Annotated in this window: 21 protein-coding genes, 1 pseudogene and 1 riboswitch; of the genes and pseudogenes, 10 read left to right on the top strand and 12 right to left on the bottom strand. The window is 37.2% G+C overall.

Features of this window, described 5'->3' with window-relative positions; translation table 11 throughout:
* Positions 1–115: 115 nt before the first annotated feature.
* From CQZ94_RS12685 to CQZ94_RS12675, 3 genes are all read right to left on the bottom strand, one after another.
* A complete protein-coding gene (locus CQZ94_RS12685; protein WP_105585660.1) occupies positions 116–1,822 on the bottom strand; it encodes a C40 family peptidase in 1,707 nt (568 codons plus the stop codon).
* Positions 1,823–2,032: 210 nt separating this feature from the next.
* Positions 2,033–2,917, bottom strand: a complete 885-nt coding sequence (locus CQZ94_RS12680; protein WP_105585659.1) for a D-amino-acid transaminase — start codon at positions 2,915–2,917, stop codon at positions 2,033–2,035.
* 531 nt (positions 2,918–3,448) lie between these two features.
* Complete coding sequence (locus CQZ94_RS12675; RefSeq protein WP_105585658.1) at positions 3,449–5,380, bottom strand: LTA synthase family protein; 1,932 nt, start codon at positions 5,378–5,380, stop codon at positions 3,449–3,451.
* A gap of 544 nt (positions 5,381–5,924) precedes the next feature.
* On the opposite strand from CQZ94_RS12675, the gene CQZ94_RS12665 reads away from it, so the two are divergent.
* Both CQZ94_RS12665 and CQZ94_RS12660 read left to right on the top strand, forming a co-directional pair.
* Complete coding sequence (locus CQZ94_RS12665; RefSeq protein WP_105585656.1) at positions 5,925–6,290, top strand: YkvA family protein; 366 nt, start codon at positions 5,925–5,927, stop codon at positions 6,288–6,290.
* A gap of 50 nt (positions 6,291–6,340) precedes the next feature.
* Positions 6,341–6,832, top strand: a complete 492-nt coding sequence (locus tag CQZ94_RS12660) for a metal-binding protein (protein WP_070145518.1) — start codon at positions 6,341–6,343, stop codon at positions 6,830–6,832.
* A 115-nt stretch (positions 6,833–6,947) separates the two neighbouring features.
* Here the strand turns inward: CQZ94_RS12660 and CQZ94_RS12655 are convergent, their stop codons facing one another.
* Positions 6,948–7,265, bottom strand: a complete 318-nt coding sequence (locus CQZ94_RS12655) for a magnetosome magnetite crystal formation protein family (protein WP_002159844.1) — start codon at positions 7,263–7,265, stop codon at positions 6,948–6,950.
* Positions 7,266–7,552: 287 nt separating this feature from the next.
* Here CQZ94_RS12655 and lldP point away from each other — a divergent pair, with 287 nt between their 5' ends.
* Together lldP and thiC are read left to right on the top strand one after the other, a co-directional pair.
* Positions 7,553–9,208, top strand: a complete 1,656-nt coding sequence (gene lldP / locus CQZ94_RS12650; protein WP_105585655.1) for an L-lactate permease — start codon at positions 7,553–7,555, stop codon at positions 9,206–9,208.
* A 71-nt stretch (positions 9,209–9,279) separates the two neighbouring features.
* Positions 9,280–9,399: riboswitch (TPP riboswitch) on the top strand.
* Between the two features lie 112 nt (positions 9,400–9,511).
* Positions 9,512–11,272: a phosphomethylpyrimidine synthase ThiC gene (thiC, locus tag CQZ94_RS12645; RefSeq protein WP_105585654.1), complete on the top strand. Its 1,761-nt coding sequence runs from the start codon at positions 9,512–9,514 to the stop codon at positions 11,270–11,272.
* Between the two features lie 252 nt (positions 11,273–11,524).
* On the opposite strand, the pseudogene CQZ94_RS12640 reads toward thiC, so the two are convergent.
* From CQZ94_RS12640 to cydA, 3 genes and pseudogenes are all read right to left on the bottom strand, one after another.
* Positions 11,525–12,883, bottom strand: a pseudogene (locus tag CQZ94_RS12640) (arsenic transporter).
* Between the two features lie 220 nt (positions 12,884–13,103).
* Entirely contained in the window at positions 13,104–14,129 is a 1,026-nt protein-coding gene (locus CQZ94_RS12635; RefSeq protein ID WP_002089640.1) for a cytochrome d ubiquinol oxidase subunit II, read from the bottom strand.
* Positions 14,122–15,477, bottom strand: a complete 1,356-nt coding sequence (gene cydA, locus CQZ94_RS12630) for a cytochrome ubiquinol oxidase subunit I (protein ID WP_105585653.1) — start codon at positions 15,475–15,477, stop codon at positions 14,122–14,124. Before cydA ends, CQZ94_RS12635 begins: the two co-directional genes overlap by 8 nt.
* 269 nt (positions 15,478–15,746) lie before the next feature.
* Here cydA and CQZ94_RS31200 point away from each other — a divergent pair, with 269 nt between their 5' ends.
* Together CQZ94_RS31200 and CQZ94_RS12625 are read left to right on the top strand one after the other, a co-directional pair.
* Entirely contained in the window at positions 15,747–15,896 is a 150-nt protein-coding gene (locus CQZ94_RS31200) for a hypothetical protein (RefSeq protein WP_000283176.1), read from the top strand.
* A gap of 90 nt (positions 15,897–15,986) precedes the next feature.
* On the top strand, positions 15,987–17,072 hold the full coding sequence (locus CQZ94_RS12625; protein ID WP_105585652.1) for a transcriptional regulator: 1,086 nt from the start codon (positions 15,987–15,989) through the stop codon (positions 17,070–17,072).
* A gap of 29 nt (positions 17,073–17,101) precedes the next feature.
* Here the strand turns inward: CQZ94_RS12625 and CQZ94_RS12620 are convergent, their stop codons facing one another.
* The 3 genes from CQZ94_RS12620 to CQZ94_RS12610 form a co-directional block, all read right to left on the bottom strand.
* Complete coding sequence (locus tag CQZ94_RS12620; protein ID WP_105585651.1) at positions 17,102–17,482, bottom strand: VOC family protein; 381 nt, start codon at positions 17,480–17,482, stop codon at positions 17,102–17,104.
* A 42-nt stretch (positions 17,483–17,524) separates the two neighbouring features.
* Positions 17,525–18,682: an acyltransferase gene (locus tag CQZ94_RS12615; protein ID WP_105585650.1), complete on the bottom strand. Its 1,158-nt coding sequence runs from the start codon at positions 18,680–18,682 to the stop codon at positions 17,525–17,527.
* 208 nt (positions 18,683–18,890) lie between these two features.
* Positions 18,891–20,108 (bottom strand): dicarboxylate/amino acid:cation symporter, encoded by a 1,218-nt coding sequence (locus tag CQZ94_RS12610; RefSeq protein WP_105585649.1) that lies wholly within the window; start codon positions 20,106–20,108, stop codon positions 18,891–18,893.
* Between the two features lie 224 nt (positions 20,109–20,332).
* Between CQZ94_RS12610 and CQZ94_RS12605 the strand changes: the two genes are divergently transcribed.
* Genes CQZ94_RS12605 through CQZ94_RS12595 form a run of 3 tightly spaced genes read left to right on the top strand, consistent with a single transcriptional unit; the run spans position 20,333 to position 22,278 of the window.
* Positions 20,333–20,635 carry a PTS sugar transporter subunit IIB gene (locus tag CQZ94_RS12605; RefSeq protein WP_105585648.1) on the top strand — a complete coding sequence of 101 codons (303 nt, stop codon included), beginning with the start codon at positions 20,333–20,335 and terminating at the stop codon, positions 20,633–20,635.
* Between the two features lie 14 nt (positions 20,636–20,649).
* On the top strand, positions 20,650–21,951 hold the full coding sequence (gene celB / locus CQZ94_RS12600) for a PTS cellobiose transporter subunit IIC (protein WP_105585647.1): 1,302 nt from the start codon (positions 20,650–20,652) through the stop codon (positions 21,949–21,951).
* Between the two features lie 9 nt (positions 21,952–21,960).
* Positions 21,961–22,278: a PTS sugar transporter subunit IIA gene (locus CQZ94_RS12595; protein ID WP_105585646.1), complete on the top strand. Its 318-nt coding sequence runs from the start codon at positions 21,961–21,963 to the stop codon at positions 22,276–22,278.
* Between the two features lie 110 nt (positions 22,279–22,388).
* Here CQZ94_RS12595 and speD read toward each other — a convergent pair whose 3' ends face one another.
* Together speD and CQZ94_RS12585 are read right to left on the bottom strand one after the other, a co-directional pair.
* Positions 22,389–22,760, bottom strand: a complete 372-nt coding sequence (speD, locus tag CQZ94_RS12590; protein WP_105585645.1) for an adenosylmethionine decarboxylase — start codon at positions 22,758–22,760, stop codon at positions 22,389–22,391.
* A gap of 27 nt (positions 22,761–22,787) precedes the next feature.
* Positions 22,788–23,882 (bottom strand): polyamine aminopropyltransferase, encoded by a 1,095-nt coding sequence (locus tag CQZ94_RS12585; protein ID WP_105585644.1) that lies wholly within the window; start codon positions 23,880–23,882, stop codon positions 22,788–22,790.
* A 420-nt stretch (positions 23,883–24,302) separates the two neighbouring features.
* Between CQZ94_RS12585 and CQZ94_RS12580 the strand changes: the two genes are divergently transcribed.
* Positions 24,303–24,605: a PTS sugar transporter subunit IIB gene (locus CQZ94_RS12580; protein WP_001023564.1), complete on the top strand. Its 303-nt coding sequence runs from the start codon at positions 24,303–24,305 to the stop codon at positions 24,603–24,605.

Below are 24,605 nucleotides of genomic sequence, written 5' to 3'. Positions count from 1 at the left end.
TATGAAATAGGAGAATGAACGCATAATTTTTTCGTAGAGAGAATGAAAGGGGATTACTATATTGATTCCTTTAAAAAGAGCCTTCTAGTAAACTAGAAGGCTCTGAAACTATAACTTAAGGTGCTTTCGTATACCCTAAGAAATGGCTTTTCCAATAAGAGTTGTTTAATGAAACGATTGCTACACCTTTATCTCCAGATTGGATGAATGATCCGCCACCAAGGTAGATACCCATGTGAGAAGGACCTGCTTTATAAGTATTTTGGAAATAAATTAAGTCACCTGGTTGTGGACTTGAAGTTTTTGGTAAGCTGCTCCAATATCCAGCAACACTTTGGCGGCTAATGTTATGACCAAATTTCTTAAATACGTGGTAGATGTAACCACTGCAGTCAACACCATTAGCAGAAGTACCGCCCCAAACGTATGGTACGCCTTGCATAGATTTCGCGTATGCAAGCAGAGAAGAACTGTCACCGCTATTATTATTGTTGTTATTATTTTGATTGTTATTTTGATTGTCGTTAGGCTTATTATCTACTGCACCACCAACTGGTGTTTTAGATAGAAAACGTGTTCCGATGTAACCAGTTTGACCGTTGTAGTTAATTTTGCTCCATCCAGAGTTTTCAGAGATTACTTGAACCTTCTGTCCATATGGAAGTGCGCCTATGATTCTATAATTTGTACCTTCACCGCTACGTACATTTAGTGCAGAAGCATTAATGTAGTATTCGCCAATTGCACCTTGGTTAGGTTGCTCAGGTTGTTCAGGAGTAGTAGTGCCACCTTTAACGAATTTTACGAATTCGCTACTAACGTAGCCTGTTTTTCCTTGATAATTAACTTTAAACCAGCTACCTTCAGATCCAACTACGTTTAATTTCGTACCATTTAATACGCCACCAATTACGCTATGGTAAGTAGCAGGGCCCGTACGAACACGTAGTGATGTGGCGTTAACAACGTAAGTGCCACCAGTTTGAACAGTTACATTATTGTTTTGTTCTTGGTTGTTACCTTGCGTGACGTTTTCGTTAGAACCGCCTTTTGTTACGTAGTCTTTGCTTAAGTAAGCTGTTTGTCCTGCGTAATTGATTTTGAACCAATCTTGAACTTCGCCTACAACTTGTACTACTTGTCCTTTCTTAACAGAACCTATAGTTGTATGAGAAGTGCTAGGACCTGTACGAACGCGAAGGGAAGATACGTTTACTGTATAGTTTCCACTTGCTGGTTGTACAGTTGTTTGATTGTTATCGTTTGTAGAGCCCCCATTTGAAGAAGCGCCTGATACAAATTGGCCACTCACATAACCTACTTGTCCGTTATGGTTGATTTTCACCCAACCATTTTCTTGACCGATAACGTTTAAAGTTTGTCCTTCATATACACGTCCTGAAACAGAGCTAGAAGTGTTAGGAGCTGTACGTACACGTAATACATCAGCAGTAACTTTATTGTTGCCACCTGTACTTACATTGTTATTTGTTGCTCCGTTTTTTGATACAAATTGGCCACTCACATAGCCTGTTTTTCCATTATGGTTAATTTTGAACCAACCATTCTCTTCTCCAATGACGTTTAATGATTGACCATTATAAACGCGAGAGATGACGTCGTGAGAAGTACTTGATCCTGCACGAACATGTAATACGTCAGCAGTTACCTTATAAGATGAAGTGTTTGATGCGGAAGCTTGGACAGTTTGTGTAGCAGCTTTTTGTGTATTTTGTTCCGGGGCAGCTTGAACACTATCAAGTGTAGGTGCTGCTCCTCCTGCTACAGAAACTGCCGCAAGACCGGCAAGGTATTTTTTCATAATTTGTCGATTCCTTTCTGTCTGTAATGTAGTGAAGAAATATTTACCAACTGTTAAAAATTCTAAAGAGCATGTCGATTACTGTCAAGACTTATGCGGTAATCTGAATATGACAAAAAGATTACAAGAAAAAATCAAGGCATAAATTCACACCTTGATTTCCATTTAAATACATATATTTGTTGTAGAAAGAGAGGAGATTATTCGTATTTAAGAAGATGAAATGTTGGATTTTAAAAGGCTTTGAGAAAATGATTTTTGTAGTAATTTGGTGATAGGCCCAACTTGCCCGTCTTGAATCGCAGTTCCATCAAGGTGGGTCATTGGTAAAATCTCAATAGTCGTTCCTGTGAAGAAGCATTCATCTGCGTTATAAACATCGCGAATGCTGAAAACCTCTTCTTGCACAGGAATTTGAAGAGTGTTAGCTAAAGAAAGGACGTACTGACGAATAATTCCGTTTAAAATAAGATGATTAGCTGGATGCGTATATAGTGTTCCGTTTTTTATGAGAAAGAAGTTAGAGTGGCTACCCTCAGTTACAATACCATTTCGTACGAGAAGTGCTTCTTTACAACCTTTGCGTTCAGCTTTCGTATAAGCTAATACATTTGGTAATAAATTTAGCGATTTAATATCACAGCGGAGCCAGCGTGTATCAGGTTCTGATATAGCACGTACACCGTATTCAATCCATAAAGATGGTCTTTCTTTTTTTGAAATATAAGCATAGATTGTCGGAGATGTGTCATATGAGAATGCATGTGCTCGAGCTTGTACACCACGAGATACTTGTAAGTAAATTGTTCCGTCTTCGTGGAAATTATTATTTTCAATTAATTTGTAGAGTAAGATGATGAGTTCGGCTTTTGAGAAAGGAAGTGATAATTCTATTTCTTCCAGGGATCGATATAATCTTGTTAAATGTGGGTCTAATAAGTGAAAGTTTCCGTTATAAAGGCGAATAACTTCATAGACGCCATCGCCAAATTGTAAACCTCTTTCTTCAAGTTCTATGTACGCGCGATGTTTTGTTGTATCAATAACTGCATCATTCCATAGTACAAATCTTTCGTATGCCAATTTTCGTCCCATCCTTTCGTTAGTACATGAATAAAAATCACTATAGTAATTTTTATGTAAGCAATTCTCTACATATGACGTATATGTATTTGTAAATCACAGAGCAGTAGTGGTGATTTATCCCGCATTAACGGGCAGTAAAACTCCCACTGATTAAAGTTTCACTTTATAGCATTTTGTATATACAAATTCGAAAATGAGAAATAAGAATCCTGCTTTTTGAATAAAAAAAAGCAACATTCGTATGGAATGTTGCACAAGGAGGGTAGCTATCATTCATAGGGACATCGTCTTTAAAGGTTTCATTTATGTAAACAAAACACTTGGAAAGACAATTATAAGAAAGTTGAAAACAAATGATGCGCATATTTCTCTAAGGGATCTTGTTGAAGATGAGAGATAAGAAATATGTGGAACCTTGTTTACATATTTTATTATAAAGATACTTCATTAATGTAGTGTAAATATTCGGTGAAGGTTATGTAATTTTAAAGTTAATGTATAGAAGAAGTTAGAGAGAGGAATAAAAAAAAGAGGCTGAGATTACTCAGCACTCTTCTTTTCTTCTTTAATAGCTGTTTTTACTTCACCAGTTTTGATCTTATTGCTTTCAGAGAAGCGAAGTAAGTCGCCTTCAATGATTTTGTCTGACATGTTCAGTTCATTTTGTGCACGATCAATAAGTGGTTGAGCTTCTTCTTTCGGTAATTGTACAACTTCACCTGTGTTACGGTCGTAGAATGTACTGTTTGTGTACATGTACTTATCTGTAATGAAGCTACCGTCACGAAGAACAACGAATCCTTTATTGTCTGATGAGAATACGTCATGACCGAATTGAATTTGATTCGTAGAATCTACACCAAGTAGGTTTAGAATTGTTGGTTTAATGTCAATTTCACCAGTTGGTTTTGAAATTGTTTTACCTTCTTTTTGACCTGGAACGTGAATAAACATCGGTGTTTTTTGTAAGTTCATATGGTCAAATGTAGTAATTTCTTCTTTTCCTAAGAACTGTGCCATTGCACGATTATGGTTTTCAGAAATACCATAATGGTCACCGTAGAATACGATAACAGAGTTGTCATAAATACCTTCTGCTTTTAGACGCTCAATAAAGTGTTTCATTGCTTCGTCTAAGTAGCGAGCTGTTACCATGTAACGATCAAATACTCCATCACCAGAATTGTACTCGTCGATTAATTTCGTACTGTCATCATAAGTGAATGGGTAATGGTTTGTTAAAGTAAGGAAGCGAGTATAGAACGGTTGCTTCACTTGTTTTAACATATCGATAGACTGATCGAAGTATTCGATATCTTTTAGTCCCCAGTTTAGTTTTGTTTCTGGCGTAATCTTGTAGTCAAGCTCGTTGTAGTAACGATCATAACCAAGTGCCGGATACATAATATTACGGTTCCAGAATGTTGCGTTGTTTGCGTGGAATACTGATGTGTGATACCCTTGCTGACGCAAAATTTCTGGAGTTGCTGTATATTCGTTGTTACCGTGTGTGAAGAATACAGCACCACGGTCTAGTGGATATAGTGAAGTATCTACTAAGAATTCAGCATCAGATGTTTTACCTTGCCCAGTTTGATGGAAGAAGTTATCGAAGTAATAACTTTCTTTCGCAAATTGGTTTAAGAATGGTGTAACTTCTTGTCCGTTAACTTGCGCACCAATTAAGAATGTTTGTAATGATTCAAGAGAGACAACAATTACGTTTTTCCCTTTTGCAGTACCATACATATTTGGATCTGGTTTACTTTGTGTTGTTTTCACATAGTTTTCTGCTTCTTGCAATTTACTACTATCAGCAAACGCTTTTTGTGAACTTGATTTTGCTTGTAAGCCAAGATCGTATGCTTGGTGTACATATAATCCTAGGTTTTTAACAAGCATAACGCGGTCGAATGAACGTGTTAATAATTCTGGACGCTCAGCTTCTGCAAGTCCTAGGTTTACGCAGAAAATAGCAACTGTTGACACGAAGTATAGGGAACGCATCGGACGTGCTACACGTTCTGTCGGTGCAAAATCTTTCTTTTTCTTCTTCAATAGAACGAAGAATACGATAATATCCGCAAATGCAAGGATGATTTTGAAGTTAAATAATTCTTTCACACTAGAACCTAAACTTCCGAAATTAGATGTTTGTCCTAGTACTGGTAAAGTAACGAAGTCATTGTAGAATCCGTAGAACATTACGTTACCAACAAGGATGAACGTTAAGATAAAGTTAATTCCTAGTGCTATATAGTTACGTTTTTTCCCTTTTGCAAATAATGCAAGACCCACAAACAGTAATGATGCTGCTAATGGACTAATGAATAAAATGAATTCTTGCATAAAAGATTCAAGTTTTAAATCGAAGCTTGTGCGTGTAATGATGTAGGTTTTTAGCCATACGGCCAAAGCTACGAATAAAGTGAAACGCACATTTTGAAATTGTGATTTCATGGTTTCTTTCATTCATTTCCACCCTTTCTCTATCAGGCTTGTTCGATTTTGGAGCGAAAAATGTTAAAATAAAAAATACATAGTTTTCTTGGCCATAATTAGAGTTTCTATATTCACCCATATACGACTTTAACTATGCATACCCTTTTTGGTTTCTTGTGCTGCTCATAAGCATAACGTCATTTCTGTATTATACAACAAAATTCATTTCTGAGAAACACTATAACATTTTACATTTTTTGTATGTGACTTGTCACTACCAGAGAAAACTTTAACATTCGTTTATATGCTCGTCAACTAGAAAATATAATAAATATAGAAAAGAATGTTAGGTGAAATCGAAAATTTTAAGGTTGAGAAATATGAAATGCAAAGCTTAAATTGGCTTTCTAGAAAACTATTATATGAAGGGAAATATGAGAAAATAAACGAACACTTGTTCTTTTTGGGTTTGTTTGTTACAATGAAATTTATTGATAAATTTTGTGTAATTTTGATGAACTTTTACTGATAACATAAAGTAGCTTATTTCTTTTGAAAATAGGGAGGCTTTTAAATGAAACAAAAATTTTCAGTTGAGGCGTTTTGGAAGAAAATAAAACATGTTGCAAAGCAAGCTGGGCAGTCTGTAATTTATGTGAGCTTATTGTTGTTTTACGTTTTGCAAAGGCCTGATGTTCCAAAACGAGTGAAAATTATTGTAATTGGAGCACTTGCTTATTTTATTGCACCGATTGATGCAATCCCAGATTTCATTGCGGGAATTGGTTATACGGATGATTTAGGTGCGTTAACGGCCGCACTATTACAAGTATCGTTATACGTAAATGAAGATGTGAAAGATAAGGCACGAGTGAAGTTGGCAGAATGGTTTGATTCGGATATAGACACATCATTTATCGATCAGAAATTAGATCAATAGGTGAGAACTGTCATATGGTGACAGGGCGAACGTAAGCGAGGAAGTGCATTATGCCATCAGGAAGAACGCATACGAAAATAAACTTAATATCCCTTCCGGTTGTTTTGTTTATGCTCTTTTCGTATGGATTAACAAATTTTGATTTTTTATTAACTTTTGCAATTGGCTTTTTAGTAGGTACTTCATTTTTAACACCGGATTTAGATACGTACAGTAATGCGTATAATAAATGGGGATTCCTGCGCATTTTTTGGTATCCATATAGGAGCGTAATGCCCCATCGTTCCTTCTTCACACATACGATTATAATTGGTGATATTATTCGTATTGCATACATGTTAATCGTGTTTTCTCCGTTTTTATTCCTATTAAATATAATAGCATTCGACGGAAATTTAATAGAAATTGCGAAGGAACACGAGGTTGAAATTGTAACGTTTGTAATGGGGATTGTTGTGGCGAGTACGCTCCACATTATAGCGGATAAAGCGAATACACGCCGAAAGAAAATGATGAGAAAAAAGAAGAAACGCAGAAGATAAAGTGAAACTTTAATTAGTGGGCTGTTCATCCCCCGCCGATTATTAGCCCTCACGAATCGGGAAAAGGACACTTGCAATTTGCAAGTGTCCTTTTTAATCAAACGTTTGTTTAAAACTAAGCTTTCAGTACCTTAATACCTTTCACGATATTCCAAATGAAGTAGTATAAGCTAATGATTCCGCAAATACATAAGACGATAATTGCTCCAATTCCAAGTGTTACGTCTGGTTGATCAGATCCGATGCCCATAATTCCTAAAATAACTAATCCAATAAATGAAGCGATGCTTGGAATGATATGTGTCCATAGAGCACGTTTTGCATGTGGTTTCGTTTCAGAATCGCCTACAATCCACACGATAATAGGGAATAAGATAGGCGCAAATAATACACTAAAGTATGATAAAGCTGCTAATATTTTGTTTCCGTTCATATATATCACCTCATAAGTAATGTCCGTTGTTATACTTTTAGTATGCGATAAATTTGGCAATCTTCCTATCGATTAACATTACAAGAACGTGACGTTTTTGTAAGATTTTCTGTTTAAATGATAAAATTTTCAAAAAAATATTTTTAAATGGAAATTGTTGTGATAAAATTAGTGAAAACGTTTTCTTAAATGTTTTATATTTTTTTAGACTTAAAGGTATGATGACCCGATAGTCTATTGATAAGGTTATATCTATTTAAAAGGGGATTCTTTAGGGGGAGAGAACAATGAACACATGGACACAAGTTTACGATCCGTTCGGTAACATTTGGATTTCGGCAGCAGTCGCACTTATTCCAATCATCTTTTTTTTCTTAGCTTTAGCAGTTTTCCGCATGAAGGGGTATGTGGCGGGATTTATTACAGTTGTATTAACGATTTTGGTGGCGTTATTTGCGTATAAAATGCCATTCACAATGGCAATGGCAGCGACCGGATACGGTTTCTTATACGGATTATGGCCAATTGCGTGGATTATCATTATGTCAGTATTTTTATATAAAATTTCTGTGAAAACAGGTCAATTTGATGTCATTCGTGCATCTGTATTATCAATTACGAATGACCATCGTTTACTCGTTATTTTAATCGGATTTTCATTTGGAGCATTTTTGGAAGGGGCAGCAGGATTTGGTGCACCGGTAGCGATTACGGCAGCGCTTCTTGCAGGTCTTGGGCTAAATCCCTTATATGCAGCAGGTCTTTGTTTAATCGCAAATACTGCACCAGTAGCGTTTGGAGCGATGGGGATTCCGATTACAGTTGCTGGACAAGTAACAGGCATTGATCCACATAAAATTGGACAGATGGCTGGGCATCAATTACCGTTCTTATCTTTATTTGTTCCGTTCTTTATCGTATTTTTAATGGATGGTTTTAAAGGAGTAATACAAACGTGGCCTGCTTTATTTGTAGCGGGTAGTTCATTTGCAATTACACAGTTTATTACAGCGACGTTTTTAGGGCCGGAACTTCCTGATATTACGTCAGCACTTGTAAGTTTAGTAAGTTTATCGCTATTCTTAAAAGTTTGGCAGCCGAAAGAAATTTATCAGTCTAAAGAAGCGAATAGTGAAGTAGCAGCAACGACGACAACTATGCCGAAACTAACGGTAGGAAAAGTAGTAAAAGCATGGTCTCCGTTCATTATTTTAACTGTGATGGTAGTCATTTGGAGCCAAAGTTTCTTTAAAGAATTATTCGCTCCAGGTGGTGCTTTAGAAAGTCTCGTATTTAAATTTGAAGTTCCAGGCTTGCACAATTTAGTAATGAAAGCAGAGCCAATTGTAAATAAACCAACACCTTATGAAGCAATCTTGAAATTAGATATTTTATCAGCGACTGGAACAGCAATTTTAATTGCTTGTATCATTTCTATCTTTATTTTGAAAATGAGTGCAAAAGATGCAGTAGCAACATTTAAAGAAACGTTAAACGAACTAAAAATGCCAATTCTATCTATTGGATTCGTATTAGGATTTGCATTTATCGCAAACTATTCTGGTTTATCTTCTACATTAGCGTTAGCACTTGCAGGAACTGGCGGACTATTCCCGTTCTTCTCGCCATTCTTAGGCTGGATTGGGGTATTCTTAACAGGATCAGATACGTCAGCGAACGCACTGTTCTCGAATTTACAAGCAATTACAGCTCAGCAAGTCGGTGTATCTGAAGTGCTTCTCGTTGCAGCAAATACAACTGGCGGTGTAACAGGTAAAATGATTTCTCCGCAATCGATTGCGATTGCTTGTGCGGCAGTTGGACTTGCTGGGAAAGAGTCAGATTTGTTCCGCTTTACATTAAAGCATAGTTTATTCTTCGTTACTATTGTTGGGATTATGACATATGTGCAGGCTTATTATTTAACTTGGATGATTCCGTAAACAACAAAAGAAATAACCTTTGCATTTTTCAGATTAACGTGTATACTTGGAAAGTATTGAAAATTAAATCAGTGATAAACTAGGGGTGCCTAACGTATGTATGCGTAGGCTGAGAGAGAAGCGTGTGAACTTCTTAACCCTTTGGACCTGATCTGGCTCGTACCAGCGTAGGGAAGTTAACGGCTTTACATAATTATGTCTTTATGAGCCAGGTCCTTATTTTTTTTATGGACCTGGCTCTTTTTATTTTGGCATACGCTGGCCATATCTCGTCCTTGTCACGAACAGGGGGCAATAAAGGTTATGAAACAGTCTGTTTCTGCTGAGCAAATTGAATTGAAATCGAGTTTACCAGGAAGTAAGAAAGTGTATGTGGATGGGCCACGTGAAGGTATGAAAGTGCCGATGCGCGAGATTGAACAAAGCGATACGAATGGTGTTCAAAATCCGCCAATCCGTGTGTATGATACGAGTGGACCTTATACAGATCCTGAGTATAAAGTGGAGCTGGAAAAGGGGATTCCAACGCCGCGCCACTCTTGGACGTTGGGGCGTGGTGATGTAGAAGGATACGAAGGGCGCGAAGTAAAACCAGAGGATGACGGTGTGAAAGTGGCTTCGAAACATACACCTGTTTTCCCGCAAATGGATCGTAAGCCGCTTAGAGCGAAGCAAGGTGCAAATGTTTCGCAAATGCATTATGCGCGTAATGGTATTATCACGTCTGAGATGGAATATGTTGCGATTCGTGAAGGGGTAGAGCCTGAATTTGTTCGTAAGGAGATTGCAGAAGGTCGTGCGATTTTGCCGGCGAACATTAACCATCCTGAAGCGGAACCGATGATAATTGGACGTAATTTTCACGTAAAGGTAAATGCAAATATCGGAAACTCTGCTGTATCGTCTTCTATTGCAGAAGAAGTAGAGAAGATGACGTGGGCGACTCGCTGGGGTGCAGATACGATTATGGATTTATCTACAGGCAAAAATATTCATACAACACGTGAGTGGATTATTCGTAATGCTCCGGTACCAGTTGGAACTGTGCCAATTTATCAAGCGCTTGAAAAAGTAAACGGAATTGCAGAGGATTTAACGTGGGAAGTGTATCGCGATACGTTAATTGAGCAGGCGGAGCAAGGCGTTGATTATTTCACGATTCACGCTGGTGTATTACTTCGTTACATTCCAATTACTGCAAAGCGTATGACAGGTATTGTTTCGCGCGGTGGTTCGATTATGGCGCAGTGGTGTTTATTCCATCATAAAGAAAACTTCCTATATACTCACTTTGAAGAGATTTGTGAAATTATGAAGCAGTACGATGTTTCGTTCTCTCTTGGAGATGGATTACGTCCAGGTTCTATTGCAGATGCAAATGACGAAGCGCAGTTTTCTGAGCTTGAAACACTTGGTGAATTAACAAAAATCGCTTGGAAACATGATGTGCAAGTTATGATTGAAGGACCTGGGCATGTACCGATGCATTTAATTAAAGAAAATATGGAGAAAGAACTTGATATTTGTCAGGGCGCGCCGTTCTATACACTTGGGCCGTTAACGACAGATATTGCACCAGGGTATGACCACATTACATCAGCGATTGGTGCTGCGATGATCGGCTGGTTTGGAACGGCGATGCTTTGTTATGTAACACCGAAAGAACATTTAGGTTTACCAAATAAAGATGATGTTCGCGCGGGGGTTATTACGTACAAAATCGCTGCGCATGCAGCCGATCTTGCGAAAGGGCATAAAACGGCTCATCAGCGTGATGATGCACTTTCAAAAGCACGATTTGAATTCCGTTGGCGCGATCAATTTAATTTATCTTTAGATCCTGAACGTGCGATGGAGTATCATGATGAAACGTTGCCAGCAGAAGGGGCGAAAACAGCGCATTTCTGTTCAATGTGTGGGCCGAAGTTTTGTAGTATGAGAATTTCGCATGATATTCGTGAATATGCGAAAGAAAATGATTTAGAAACGACAGAAGCAATTGAAAAAGGAATGAAAGAGAAAGCGGTAGAATTCAAAGAAACTGGTAGTCACTTATATCAATAACACGTTACACCTCTTTACTTGATTGATCACACTGTACCTAACTTAAATATAGAAGAAGCCCCCTTTGCTAAGACGGTAGCAAAGGGGGCTTCTGTTGTCTATCCCGCTATTTGTGGGCAGTAAAACTCCCACCTCAAAATTCGGCTGGAGCAAAGAAGTTAGGTGGGAGCCCTGCTGCCCGTAAACGCCTGATTGGTACGGGCTAATAATCAGTAGGGGATGAACACCCCCCCCACTGATTAAAGTTTCACTTTATAAGGCGAAGAATAATTGTACCCAGTAGTATAAGAGGAATAATGTGACGACTGTTGTGAGTGGGATTACGATGAGAGATACGCTTAAATAATCTTTCCATTTCACTTTAATTTTGTTTTGTCTTAGTATATACATCCAAATGAGGGAAGCTAGCGTACCAATTGGTAATAATAGTGAACCGATGTCACTACCAATGATATTTGCGAGATAGATAGTTTTTAATGTGACTGGATCTAGTCACATTTCTGTTAATGTGATTGTACCAATCATAAGTGCAGGGTGGTTATTGAAGACGTTAGAGAGGAGGGAAACGAGTCCGCCCATTGCAAAGCTGGCATAGAGTAGATGCTGACTTACAACTGGCTCGAGCCAACTTACAAGTGCCGCTGTTAATCCTGCGTTATGAAGCCCGTAAATAATTACATACATAGAGAAAGCAAAAACTAAAATGTGCCACGGTGTCTTTTTCAAAATATCGACTGGGTTTGTTCGTAAGTAGTACCATCTCCAGATAAGAAGAACGAGTGAACCGAGTACAGCAACAATTTCGATTGGAATCGATAAGAAGGATGCAACGAATAGAAGACAGCGCATAAGGAAGACGAAGCCTAATACTTTTAACATGAATTTTGTACGTTTTTGTTTTGTATCAACAGAACTTTTTCCTTTTAACGGATGGAAGTTTTTCGTGAAGAAAATCTCTTCAATATCATATGAAGAAACAGGTAATCTTTCTGGGAGTTTTTTCTTTAAAACTGCGTACATGAGCCATGACATAAACAATAATCCTAGTGTTGCAGGTACAAACATCATAGCAGTATGCATATAAAGAGTCATATGGACGATATTTAAGGCAATTAAGTTTACAATATTACTTACACCAATTGGTGCACTAGATGCAGTGGCGATTAAAGCACCGCTTAATAAATAAGGGATTTGTTGATGAGGTTTTAATTGAAGGTTTCTCAGTAGTAAAATTAAAATCGGTGTTGTAATTAAAATACTACCGTCGTTATTGAATAAAAGAGTCATAAGAAAACAAAGTAATTGAATATACCAGTATAAACGGCGACCGGAGCCCTTTGCTAAATTTGCAAGTTTTGCTGCGGACCAGTGGAAGAAGCCGAAGCTTTCTAATATAACCGCCATAACGATGGTCGCTAATATTGTTATGGAGGCACCGCCAATTTTACTTACAATGTCCATGACGTCTGGTTTTGATACAAGTCCAGTAATGAGGATAATGCCAGCGCCAATTGCTGCCGGCCACGCCTCATTTAAACCACGAGGGCGCCAAAAGATAACAATCATCGTTAAGAAGAATACAATAATAGTAATCCATATTTCAATGCTCATATTTAACCTACCTTTCTATTTTTCCTTGAACAAATGTAGCTTGTCTCAAGTTTATATTGGTAGTATATTCAGCAGAAAATAAGAAGAACTAGACATATAATGGAGTGGAGTGAATATGTGTTTTTTGAGCTATAGGACAAGTATCAGTGGTAGTGTAATAACTATTAGGAGAGACGCCTAATAAATGAGGGGCATTCTATATACGAATGCCCCTCATTTATTATTTTTCCTTCAAAAAAGTGCGATCCTTCAAGAATAAATTCCAGAAGAAAATGAATCCTGGTAGTAAAATTGCAATCCCGATTGCGTAAAGAATAAGAAGTGCATAGAATGTTTCGACCGTCGTAAAGCTTGTAAATACAGTTACGTCCGGGTAAATGATATAAGGTAAATGGGCGACGCCGTAAGCGTAGCTTGCAAATGCATATTGAGCGACGACAGCTAAAACTGCAATGCGAGGAAAGCCTAGTGTGCCATACTTCTTATTTGTCCACCAAAGGGAGGAATATCCGATAACAAATAAAATGATAGAGACTGTAAACCATGGGAATTGCTTTATTAGTCCTTGCATAAGCCAGTGTGTTTCAGGGTCCATTACAACGAGAGCGATAATAGCAGTCACGAGCGTTGCAGGACCAAGTATGATGGCATTTCTTCTATAAATTCGGTACGTATCTTCAGAACCTTGTTCCCTAGCAAAATCAGCAAGAAAGAGAGATGATAGAAATAGTTCCGAAGTTAGTCCGAAGAGCATATAACAATAAATAACGGGACTAGAAAGGAGTTTTCCGTAAAGGAGCACTTCTTTTCCTTCAGACATCGTAATATAGGCACCTTCTGTAACGGGCAGAACGGTAATTAATAGAGCGGGGATTAAGAGCCCCGTAATACCTGAAATAATCCGAAGAAGGTGTTGGTACTTTGGCAGGGAGTAAGCAAATACCATAAATGTACTGCGAATCGCAACGAGTACTAAAATTAACATAACTGGTACAAACATAACGGTTGCCAGGGTAAAGGCTGCTTTTGGAAAGAAACCGAGAAAAGCGACAACGACAAAGACAAGAAACGTATTTGTTACTTCCCAAGTTGGTGATAAGTACCGATTAGCAAGCTTGGCAGCAAGCGTCGGGTGTTTAGCGTATACCATGCCCCAAAAACCAGCTCCAAAATCAATAGAACCTAGTATGCTATATACGAAAATAAGGGCCCATAAGATGATGATTGCAATGCTTTCCTCATGCACGAGAATCGCCTCCTTCGTGATGTAAATCATTCTTTAACGGATGTTTCTTAAAGAATGTCCGTAGTACAAAGACTGTTAAAATACCGAGTCCAATATATAAAATGATGAATAAAACAAATAAAGGACCGACGAAATCAGCGCGTGTAGAAGCATCTACTGTGCGTTGCATGCCATAAATTGTCCAGGGCTGACGACCACTACAACTAAAAATCCATCCGAATTCAATACCGAGCAACATAACCGGTCCACATGCGGCAGCTCCCCAAAGAAGCCACTTCGGTAACTCTACTCCTTTTTTTCGGTAAACAAAGTACCAATATAAGAGGGCAATAGCTGCAACTGCAAAGGTAAAGGCAGCAGTGCCGACCATTAAGTTGAACAGTGTATGTGTGTAAAATGGTGGCCATGTTTCTTGCGGGAATTCCTTTAGACCTTTTACAACGGTGCTAGGGTCTAGTCCCACTAATAAGCTAAGCATGTTCGGAATTTCAAGGGCATAGTTTAGTTCAAGTGTGTTAGGATCCACAACCCCGCCAATCGATAAAGGAGCGTGTGATGTCGTTTCAAACAAAGCTTCAGCAGATGCTAGTTTTTCAGGTGAGTGTTTATGTAGGGCAATAGCAGATTCGTGTCCTGAAAGCCACATCGTAGCACCTGTGATAAATGTAACGACAAGCCCTAACAGTAATCCTTTTTTATGGTAAGCAATTTCACGCGTACTTAAATTTTTCTTTAATAATTTAAATCCAGCGATAGAAGCGATAACAGCTGCTCCAGTTGTATAGGCTGTAATAACGACATGGAATGCACTTGTGCCAAAGCTCGGATTAAAGAAAGCTTTCCACGGATCAACGTTAAAAACTGAGCCATCTGGCCCCATTGAAAAGCCCGCAGGTGTATTCATCCATGTATTTGCTGATGTAATAAGCACGGCGGATGCAGTGGCACCAATCATAACGAAAAATAGCGAGATTAATCTCATAACTGGAGGTAGTTTATCAGCTGCATATACATAAATAGACATGAATAAAGCCTCTAAAAAGAAGGCGAAAATCTCAATTTGAAACGGAACGGAAATAACTTGACCAACAATTTTGGCGAAACCAGGCCAAAGAAGTGAAATTTGTACACCAACAATTGTTCCAGTTGGAATTGCTACACCGAGAAGGATAGCAAAAGCCTTTGTCCATCTTTTTGCCATAATGGCATAGTCGGAATCTTTCTTCCAGTGATAGAGTATTTCACTTATAAAAATCATTAAAGAAAGCCCGACTCCAAGCGTTGCAAAGATAATGTGGAATGCTAATGAAGAACCAAAAAATGCCCTTGCTAATGTTACGGTATCCATATGTATACTCCTCTTCTTTTTTGCCATTATTTTCTGATTGAATTGGAAGATTTATTCAAAAAACTGCCAAAAATATATATGCATTTAAAAAAGGGATTGTGGTAATGTTGTTTTTGAATATTTGAAAAAGAAAGAAATGTTTATTAGGTAATATTTTGTTTGTTTTTTAGGGAGGAATATTTTATAATCTTTTATGCGAACATAAGTTCTATCTCGGCGTGTTACGTTTATGAAATGAAGAAGTTTATGTGAAATGGAGAGGGTGTCTTATGTATCCTGAAGTTATTAAAAAGATGGCATTTTCAAAAGAGCATAGAGATTTATTATTAAAGTTATATAATAAAGAAATTACGCGTCGTGAATACGATCGACTTGTGGAATCGCTATATAGACCTTCTAAAGAGGTTTGCGAAGGATAAGGTGGGAGAGACAATCTAAAAGATTGTCTTTTTTATATTTGCGTATGTTCTGGTAAAATTAAGGTTAGCCTTAATAGGGAGGTGAAAAGGTTGCGCAAACGTTTATATATAGGGATTGGAGTTATTCTCTTAATCGCTTTAGGCGGAATTGTATTTTGGTCAGCTTTACAAGGAAATCGTACCGAGCATTTTATTTTACGACATATGGTGAATGAAAATGGAACACTTGCAACGTACCGTTTAGCAGATACAAAGGCGGGAACGGGTGAAGCGAAGGGCCGTGAAGCTTTATCAGAATCTGTAGGGTTATGGCTACAATATACGCTTGATAAAGATGATCAAGCTTTATTTGATGAACAAGTGAAGGTTATTCAAAATAATTTTGTACACAAGGATCGCATCGTTATATGGAAAATCTCTGAAAAGGGAGAAATGCAGTCAGCCACAAATGCACTTATAGATGATCTTCGTATTATTGAACAATTATATCGTGCTTATGAAATGTATAAGGAAGAGCGCTATAAAAACCTTGCTGATCAATTGAGCAATGCTGTACTTCGTTATAATAAAAAAGATAATTATTACGTGGATTATTATGATGCAGATGCAGGGAAACAAAATAACTTTGCAACAACATCTTACATAAATCCTCATGCATTCTCTTATATGAAAAAGTACGGGAAAATTTCTGCACAGCAGTATCAGGAAGTTGTTCAGTTTTTAGCTGATTATCCGAGAGAGGGTTGGGCATTTCCGAAAGAGTATAAAGAAGATGGTACATTTACGTACGATAAAGAAGTGAATCTTATTGATCAATCATACGTTGCTTATCATCGTAGTTTAGGCGGTCTTTCATCAGATGCTTATTTGGAATTTATAAAGAAGAAATTTAGCGAGGACGGAAAGTTATACGGTCGTTATAACTTAGAAACGGGAAAAAAAGCTGTGAACTATGAATCACCAGCATCTTACGGATTAACAATTTTGTACGTACTACAAACAGGTGATACAAAGTTTGCGAAGGAATTGTATGAGCGAATGACTACATTCCGAAATGATAATGTATTTAGTAGATATTATGGTGGATATGTAACAGGTGAAAATAATAATACGCATATATTCGATAATGTACTACCGCTTTTAGCTGAAATGGAATTAGAGAAGAGTAAAAAATAGAGTGCCACCCTAGGGGTGGCACTTTTTTCTTATTTCTTTTCCATAACTGCAAAGTAATTGTTTTCATTGTCAGCAAAGTTGAATGCTCTACCAGTAGGTAAATCTACAACTTGTCCAACTGTGACGTTTTTCTCAGAAAGCTCTTTATAAAGTTGATCTAAGTTATTAGAGAAGAACATAAGTGAAGGGGTATTTAAGTTTAATTCAGGTTGCATCTTCGCAATTAACGCCTTATCGTGAAGGACAATGCTTGTTCCAGCTTCTTTTGTTGGAGCAATTTCAATCCAGCGAAATCCTTGTCCGTTATTTTCTTCCGCAACGATTTGGAATCCTACTGTTTCTGTCCAAAATTGTACTGATTCATCTTGGTTATTTACATATAACATAATTTGTCCAACTTGATTAATCATAGGTGTCTCCTGCTTTCTTTTCTTATATGAAATACTATTATATCAAAGATATGGTTTGAATAGTTTTTCATGGTTCTTTCGGATTGAAATAATCACCCATTTCATCTTAGTTGTAGGGGAAGGCCCTGTAACCCATGTATGAAATGGTAGTATGCTGCAAATGACCATTGCTGAAATAGAGATTGTGGCCGTTAATATAAATAGTAATAGGCTATATAATATTGTGTTTTCTTGTAGTGTGAATAAGGAAAGAAATTTTGTACATAGTTGTAAGAAGAAAAAATGAGCTAAATAAGCACCGTACGTGTAGTTTCCGATAAAACGTAAAGCTTTATATAAGAAACCACGTCGCTGTACAATTGTAATAGACAACACGTATAGTATGATAATTTCGCATACGATATATAGAAACATAGATGGTTTTAAATAAGTAGAAACAGTTAAATGAATAGAGTTCACGCCGTAAAAACTAAATAACTCATAATTGATAAATAAAAATAAAATAAAGAATAAGATTGTTATAAGCGGGATATGTTTCATGACAAATATACGCCAAGTTTTTAATGCTACAGCAGCTATTCCTCCCATAACGAAATAGAATGAGTAGAAGAAGAAGGAACGATCTGTATAATGTAAAATGGTTGAACTAGTCAGTTTCTCTCCATTAAAAATGTAGTGAGAAGAGTACCACATTAAGAAGAAATATAGACAAGCGAAAATGGTCATATATTTATATATGTCTTTTTTATTTTCTGTTCGTTTTTGAAACCAATAAAATAGTGTGCATAATAACGGGAACAATAAGTGAATTTGGAACATCATAATAACGTACCAAAGATGAGGTGCAGCCGTCCCGAGTAATAAACTTTTTATTCCGCCTTGTAGTGTAATAATATCGTTTGTTGTTACTAAGTAAAGAATAGACCAGAAGAAATAAGGAATGAGTAAATGTGCGGCTTTTTCATAAATATATTCTGTATAAACGAGTTGTTTCGTATATTGACGAATTAAGTGAAATCCGACGATAAATATGAATGCAGGTGCTGAAAATTTTGCAAGATTAAATAGCATGCCCATAATGAGGGATTGCTCGAGTAAGACATTTCCTTGATTCATTGTATATAATAAGGAACTTTGCAAAACGACAGCAAGAAATGCAATGCTTTGCAAAACTTTAAATTCTGGTGCGCTTTGTGTCATTGTGTCCATCTCCTTTTCCATACATGATTATAGTACGGAGAAAGGATGAAAGGTGTGGAATATTTGTGAAGATTATAACAAATTTGTGGCGGGATGGGATTATATTAACGGTTTTGTTAATATATCTATCGTAACTTCCAATATATCGATTTACTGAAAAATAACGACAAAAAGAGGATGCTCTAAACGAACATCCTCTTTCTATATATTAAGCAAATTTATTTTTGATCCAGTTTTTACCTTCTACAAGACGAGCTGTCATTACGGCACAAGCGTTATCTCCTGTTACGTTTAACACTGTTGCAGGAGGGTCAATGATTGTACTAATTGCTGCGATAATTGGCAATGCTTCTGGTGGGAATCCATATAGAGAAACGATTAACATTTCACCAATCATACCCCCGCCCGGAATAGCACCCATTACTGTTCCTACTAATAGAGAAACAACAAGTGCAATTGCTAATGTTTTCGGTCCTTCGAATTCCATGTTGAAAATACCGAATAAGAAAGCAATTTTTAATACCCCGCCTAAAACAGATCCGTCTTTATGAAGTGTAGATCCAAGAAGGACAACTGTTTCACGAACGTCAGAAGAAATACCCATTTTCTTCGTTGCTTCTAAGTTTGCTGGAATACTTGCGGCACTACTACAAGTTGCAAGTGATGTAACTGTAGGAGAGACCATGTTCTTCCAAAATACTTGTACACCTTGTTTGCGACCTGCAAGGTACGCATAGAATGTAAAGAATACAAAGAAGTAAATAAGAGAAGCTGGATAGTATACCATTGCTGCTCGGAAGTAAGTTCCAAGAAGTTGCGGTCCGAATTCACCAACTAATGCTGCGAAGTAGGCAGCTAGTCCGATTGGAGCGTAGTACATAATGAAAGATACAACTTTCATTGAAATTTCTGCACCAGCTTGTAGGAATGTAGCGAATGGTTTCCCTTTTTCACCAACTGCTGAAGTTGCAACCCCCATTAAGATAGAGAAGAAAATAAGGGCTAACATGTTCTCACGAGATAGTAACTTTGAAAAGTCTGATACTGTTAGGATACCAACAATTTGATCAGCAACGCTAACTGCTTTTTCAGCTTTATCAGGCTGCGTTAGTTCTAATACAACACCTTGTGCTGGCGGGAATACTTTCACGATAATAATCATAAAAATAGCAGCTAAAATACTTGTAAATAAGAAAGTTCCAGCCATACTAGACATAATTTTACCGAAACGTTTTAATCCATCCATATTAGCAATAGATGACGCGATGCTAAAGAACACTAACGGTACAACAATCGTAAACATTAAGTTTAAGAAAATGTCACCAAGCGGCTTTAAAGCAACTGCATCGGCACCCATGAAATAACCAATGAAACCACCAATTAGGATAGAAGATAATAAAATAAGCGGAAAGCGATATGCCTTCATAAATATACCCTCCTATCGATTACAAAAAATCATACTGAATCATTATAGCGAGTTAGAGACTTCTTTACTAGGAAAATACCGATAGATGGAATAGCGTGAAAACCGAGAAAATTTTGTTTTTAAGCTCGGCATACAGTTAGAAATCTAGACATATATATTTGTAACCTAGTGGTGGCAAGGGCTGTACCATAACTTAGGTTTAGAAAAAGAGGGAGGGAAACAGGATGAATATTTTGCTTTGCTGTGCAGCGGGAATGTCTTCCAGTTTGATAGTTACAAAAATGGAGAAAGCGGCACAGGCAAGGGGGATAGAGGTGAAGATTTGGGCTGTATCAGGTTCAGAAGTGCGAGATCATATCGATGATGTGGATGTACTTTTACTTGGACCACAAGTACGTTATTTATTACCGAAAATGAAAGAATTATGTAAGGAGAAAGGAATACCTGTTGATGTCATTCAATCCATCCATTACGGGCTTTGTAATGGAGAAGCTATCTTACAAGCGGCTTTGTCAATGAAACCATGAGGAGAGTGGGATAGATGATAAAGTTTTTAGAGAAATATGTGATGCCAGTGGCCGGTAAGGTTGCAGAGCAGAGACATTTGCAAGCGATTCGTGATGGAATTATTTTGACGATGCCTTTCTTGATTATTGGATCTTTCTTTCTAATTATTAGTGCTTTACCCATACCAGGATATAATGATTTTATGGCAGGATTGTTTGGGGAGAGTTGGCAAAAAGCTTTGGGGTATCCAGTTAGCGCAACATTTAATATAATGTCTTTAATAGCCACTTTTGGAATCGCTTACAGACTTGGGGGATATTATAAGGTCGATGCATTAGCGGCAGGGGCGTTATCACTTGTGGCATTCTTACTTGCAACTCCGTTTCAAGTTGCATATATAATACCAAGTACGAAGGAAAGTGTACTTGTAGAAGGGGCTATACCAGCTGTATTAATGGGAAGCCAAGGGTTATTCGTTGCGATGATTATAGCACTTATATCTACTGAACTTTATAGATTTATTGTACAAAAAAAGCTGATTATAAAAATGCCAGAAACGGTACCACCAGCCGTAACACGTTCATTTGCTGCGCTTATTCCAGGATTTATTGTTGTAACTGTTATTTGGATCTTGCGCTTAATGATAGAAAATACTTCTTTCGGCAGCATCCATAATATTGTGGGGAAAATTTTACAAGAACCACTTAGTGCACTTGGGGCCAGTCTTTGGGGCGCGGTAATAGCCGTTATTATTGTCCATGTACTTTGGGCGTGTGGAATTCATGGCGCTGCAATTGTTGGTGGTGTAATGAGCCCGATTTGGTTGTCGTTAATGGACCAAAACAGAATTGCTTTTCAGGCTGGGCAAGATGTACCAAATACGGTTACTGCACAGTTCTTTGATTTATGGATTTATATGGGAGGTTCTGGTGCAACACTTGCTTTAGTTGTAGGAATGTTATTATTTGCGCGAAGTCAGCAATTGAAAAGTTTAGGAAGATTGTCGATTGCACCTGGTATTTTTAATATTAATGAAATGGTGACTTTCGGAATGCCGATTGTAATGAACCCACTTTTACTTATTCCATTTATACTGGTTCCAGTCGTGTTAACGGTTGTTTCTTATTTTGCAATGGAATGGGGATGGGTTGCACGTCCGAGCGGAGCTGCTGTACCTTGGACTACACCTATTCTTTTTAGTGGATATTTAGGATCAGGCGGGAAAATTTCAGGGGTTGTTTTGCAACTCGTTAACTTTGCGCTTGCATTCTTTATTTACTTGCCATTCTTAAAAATATGGGATAAGCAAAAAGTAGCGGAAGAAAAGGGGGAGTAAAGAACTAAAATGGATACGATAGAGACGAAAGTTTTTCATTTAATCTTGCATGGGGGAAATGCGAGAAGTTGTTCAATGGAAGCAATTGATTGCGCAAAGCGCGGGGAGTTTACAGAAGCAGAGGCTAAATTACAAGAAGCGCTAGATGAATTAAAAGAGGCGCATCGCTTACAAACGGATTTAATCCAGAAGGAAGCTGGTGGCGAAAAGACAGAAGTTACCCTTCTGATGGTGCATGCGCAAGATCATTTAATGAACGCAATTACGGTGAAGGAATTAGCGAGTGAGTTTGTAGAATTATATAAGAAGATGTCAGTAGCTGAATGAACCTTGCTTATGCAAGGTTTTTTTATGTATGTGTCCATACCATCAGTGGAGTGTTCGTTCCACTGATGGTATTTACAATCCTCCTTTTTACGAATGAATAAGAGTGATACTTAATCGATAGTAACAATTTCTCCTATACCACGAATTAATTTTTTAATATGCATCTCATTTGGTTTTAATATACTTACGATATAATCAATCGTTTTTTGCGGTTCAACGGTTGTACCGCACGTATAGCAATCAATCGCTGCAAAGTTTTTTTCTGGATAAGTGTGAATAGAAAGGTGACTTTCTGATAGTAACACTAATACTGTAACACCATGCGGATGGAATTCTTTTGTACTTACATTTAAAATATGTGCACCAGAGTAATCGGCAGCGACAACTAAATGGCGTTCTAAAAAGTGAATATCATCTAATAGGGAAAAATCCACTCCCCATAAATCTACTATTATATGCTTACCGAAAGTAGAATATTCCATAGGGTAGCACTCCTTACTATAATATCGTCAAAACTCCATTTCCTTTTTGTAACATTGATGTAGGATAAGGTTCGATTCTGAATTTAAAAGAGCTTGGTTACGTTGCTCTAGATGTTCTTCTTTAAATTGAAATAAAGGAGCAAGAAGAGAAGGCAATGTTCGAGGAGATGGCACTACATATAATTGTTCAATTTGATCGAGTACGTAGGCAGAGTTAGCGGCAATATGAAATCCCCAGTCAGTTCCGAAAGAAGGAACGATTGTATGATAACTTTTCACAGTTAATCCAGCATGTTCAATTGTGTTACCGATACTCCAATATAAAAGAGGTGCATCAGCAGGTGAATTAGATTGACAGACGAACGCACCATCTTCTGTTAAAAACGTAGCTATACGAGCAAACAGTTCGCTTGTATATAAAGTGCTTAATAGCTCTGTCGCTGGATCGGGAAAATCAATAATGAGTACATCGTATAAAGAGGAAGGAGAATTCAGAAATTCCTTTGCATCGCATACGTGTACATTCACACGTTTATCAGAAAATGCGTTTCCGTTTAAAGAAACTAATTCTGGTACGTTACGAGCCATATTAATCATTGCCTCGTCTAAATCAACAAGGTCTACATGTAGCGCTGTTTCATATTTCAAAACTTCTCGTAAGGCAAGACCATCGCCACCGCCTAATATGAGAACACGTTTTGGATCAATTACTTTCGACATAATTGGATGTACAAGTGCTTCATGATAAATTTGCTCATCAACGGAACTAAATTGTAGTTGTTTGTCCAAATATAGACGGATATCACTTACTTGTAGCAAAGTAATATTTTGATAATTGCTTTTTTCTGCGAATAAACTTGTATGTTCACCAGCTTGTATTTCTTTTAGAGAAATTTCATCCCATATATCTAAGTTGTGTGAATTTGTTTCTATTATAGGTTCTAATTGTGTTGGCTTGTCCTGTTTTTCTTGTTTATCGTGTCTATCTTGTTTGTCCTGCTTATTTTCTGTTTCCTGCTGTTCTAGTTCAAACTTGTCAGAGTCTAATTCAGAACGCTTGTCTTTTTTATAGCTTGTTATTCTATAAATCTTCATTTTGTTCTTTTTTCTATGTTTTGGCATAGGAATCCCCTTTCGAATGGTTTTATTCTATTCTATGTAATTTAATAGAGTTTGTTTGGACAATAGATAGAAGAGTGTACTCAAGAGAGAGTTGTTTTTTATCGAGACGAAATATTTTAATTTTTTTACTAGATTTTCATGCGAAAAAAAATTTTTAGTGTTTTTTTGTTTTGAATACAACTAGACAGCTAAACACTAATCTATTTTCATACAGTTATGTGTTAAAAGCGTGTTGTTTTATAACACACTGTGTGTTTTTCGGGTGACACACTGTTTGAAAGCGGTAACACACAAAGAAATTACTCGAAAAAAGGCTGATTTTAGGCGTTTTTAAAAGTTGGCACGGTAATTGCATTAATAAATAGCGTAAAGAAAAATAAAAAACATAAATTTTTTATACCACACAAGGGGGATTTATAAATGAATATTTTATTATGTTGTTCAGCAGGGATGTCTACAAGTTTACTAGTTACAAAAATGGAAGCGGCTGCAAAAGCTCGCGGTCTAGAAGGAAAGATTTGGGCTGTATCTGGGGATGCAGTAAAAAACAATATCGATCAAGCAGATGTATTATTACTAGGACCACAAGTTCGTTACATGCTTTCTTCAATGAAAACGCTTGCCGATGAGAAAAACGTTGGAGTCGATGTTATTAATCCAATGCACTACGGCATGATGAATGGAGAAGCAGTTTTAGATCACGCATTAACACTTAAAAAATAA

The sequence above is a fragment of the Bacillus sp. MYb209 genome, assembly GCF_002975175.1.
Taxonomy (GTDB): Bacteria; Bacillota; Bacilli; order Bacillales; family Bacillaceae_G; genus Bacillus_A.
This window is presented reverse-complemented; position numbering and strand designations above follow the sequence as displayed.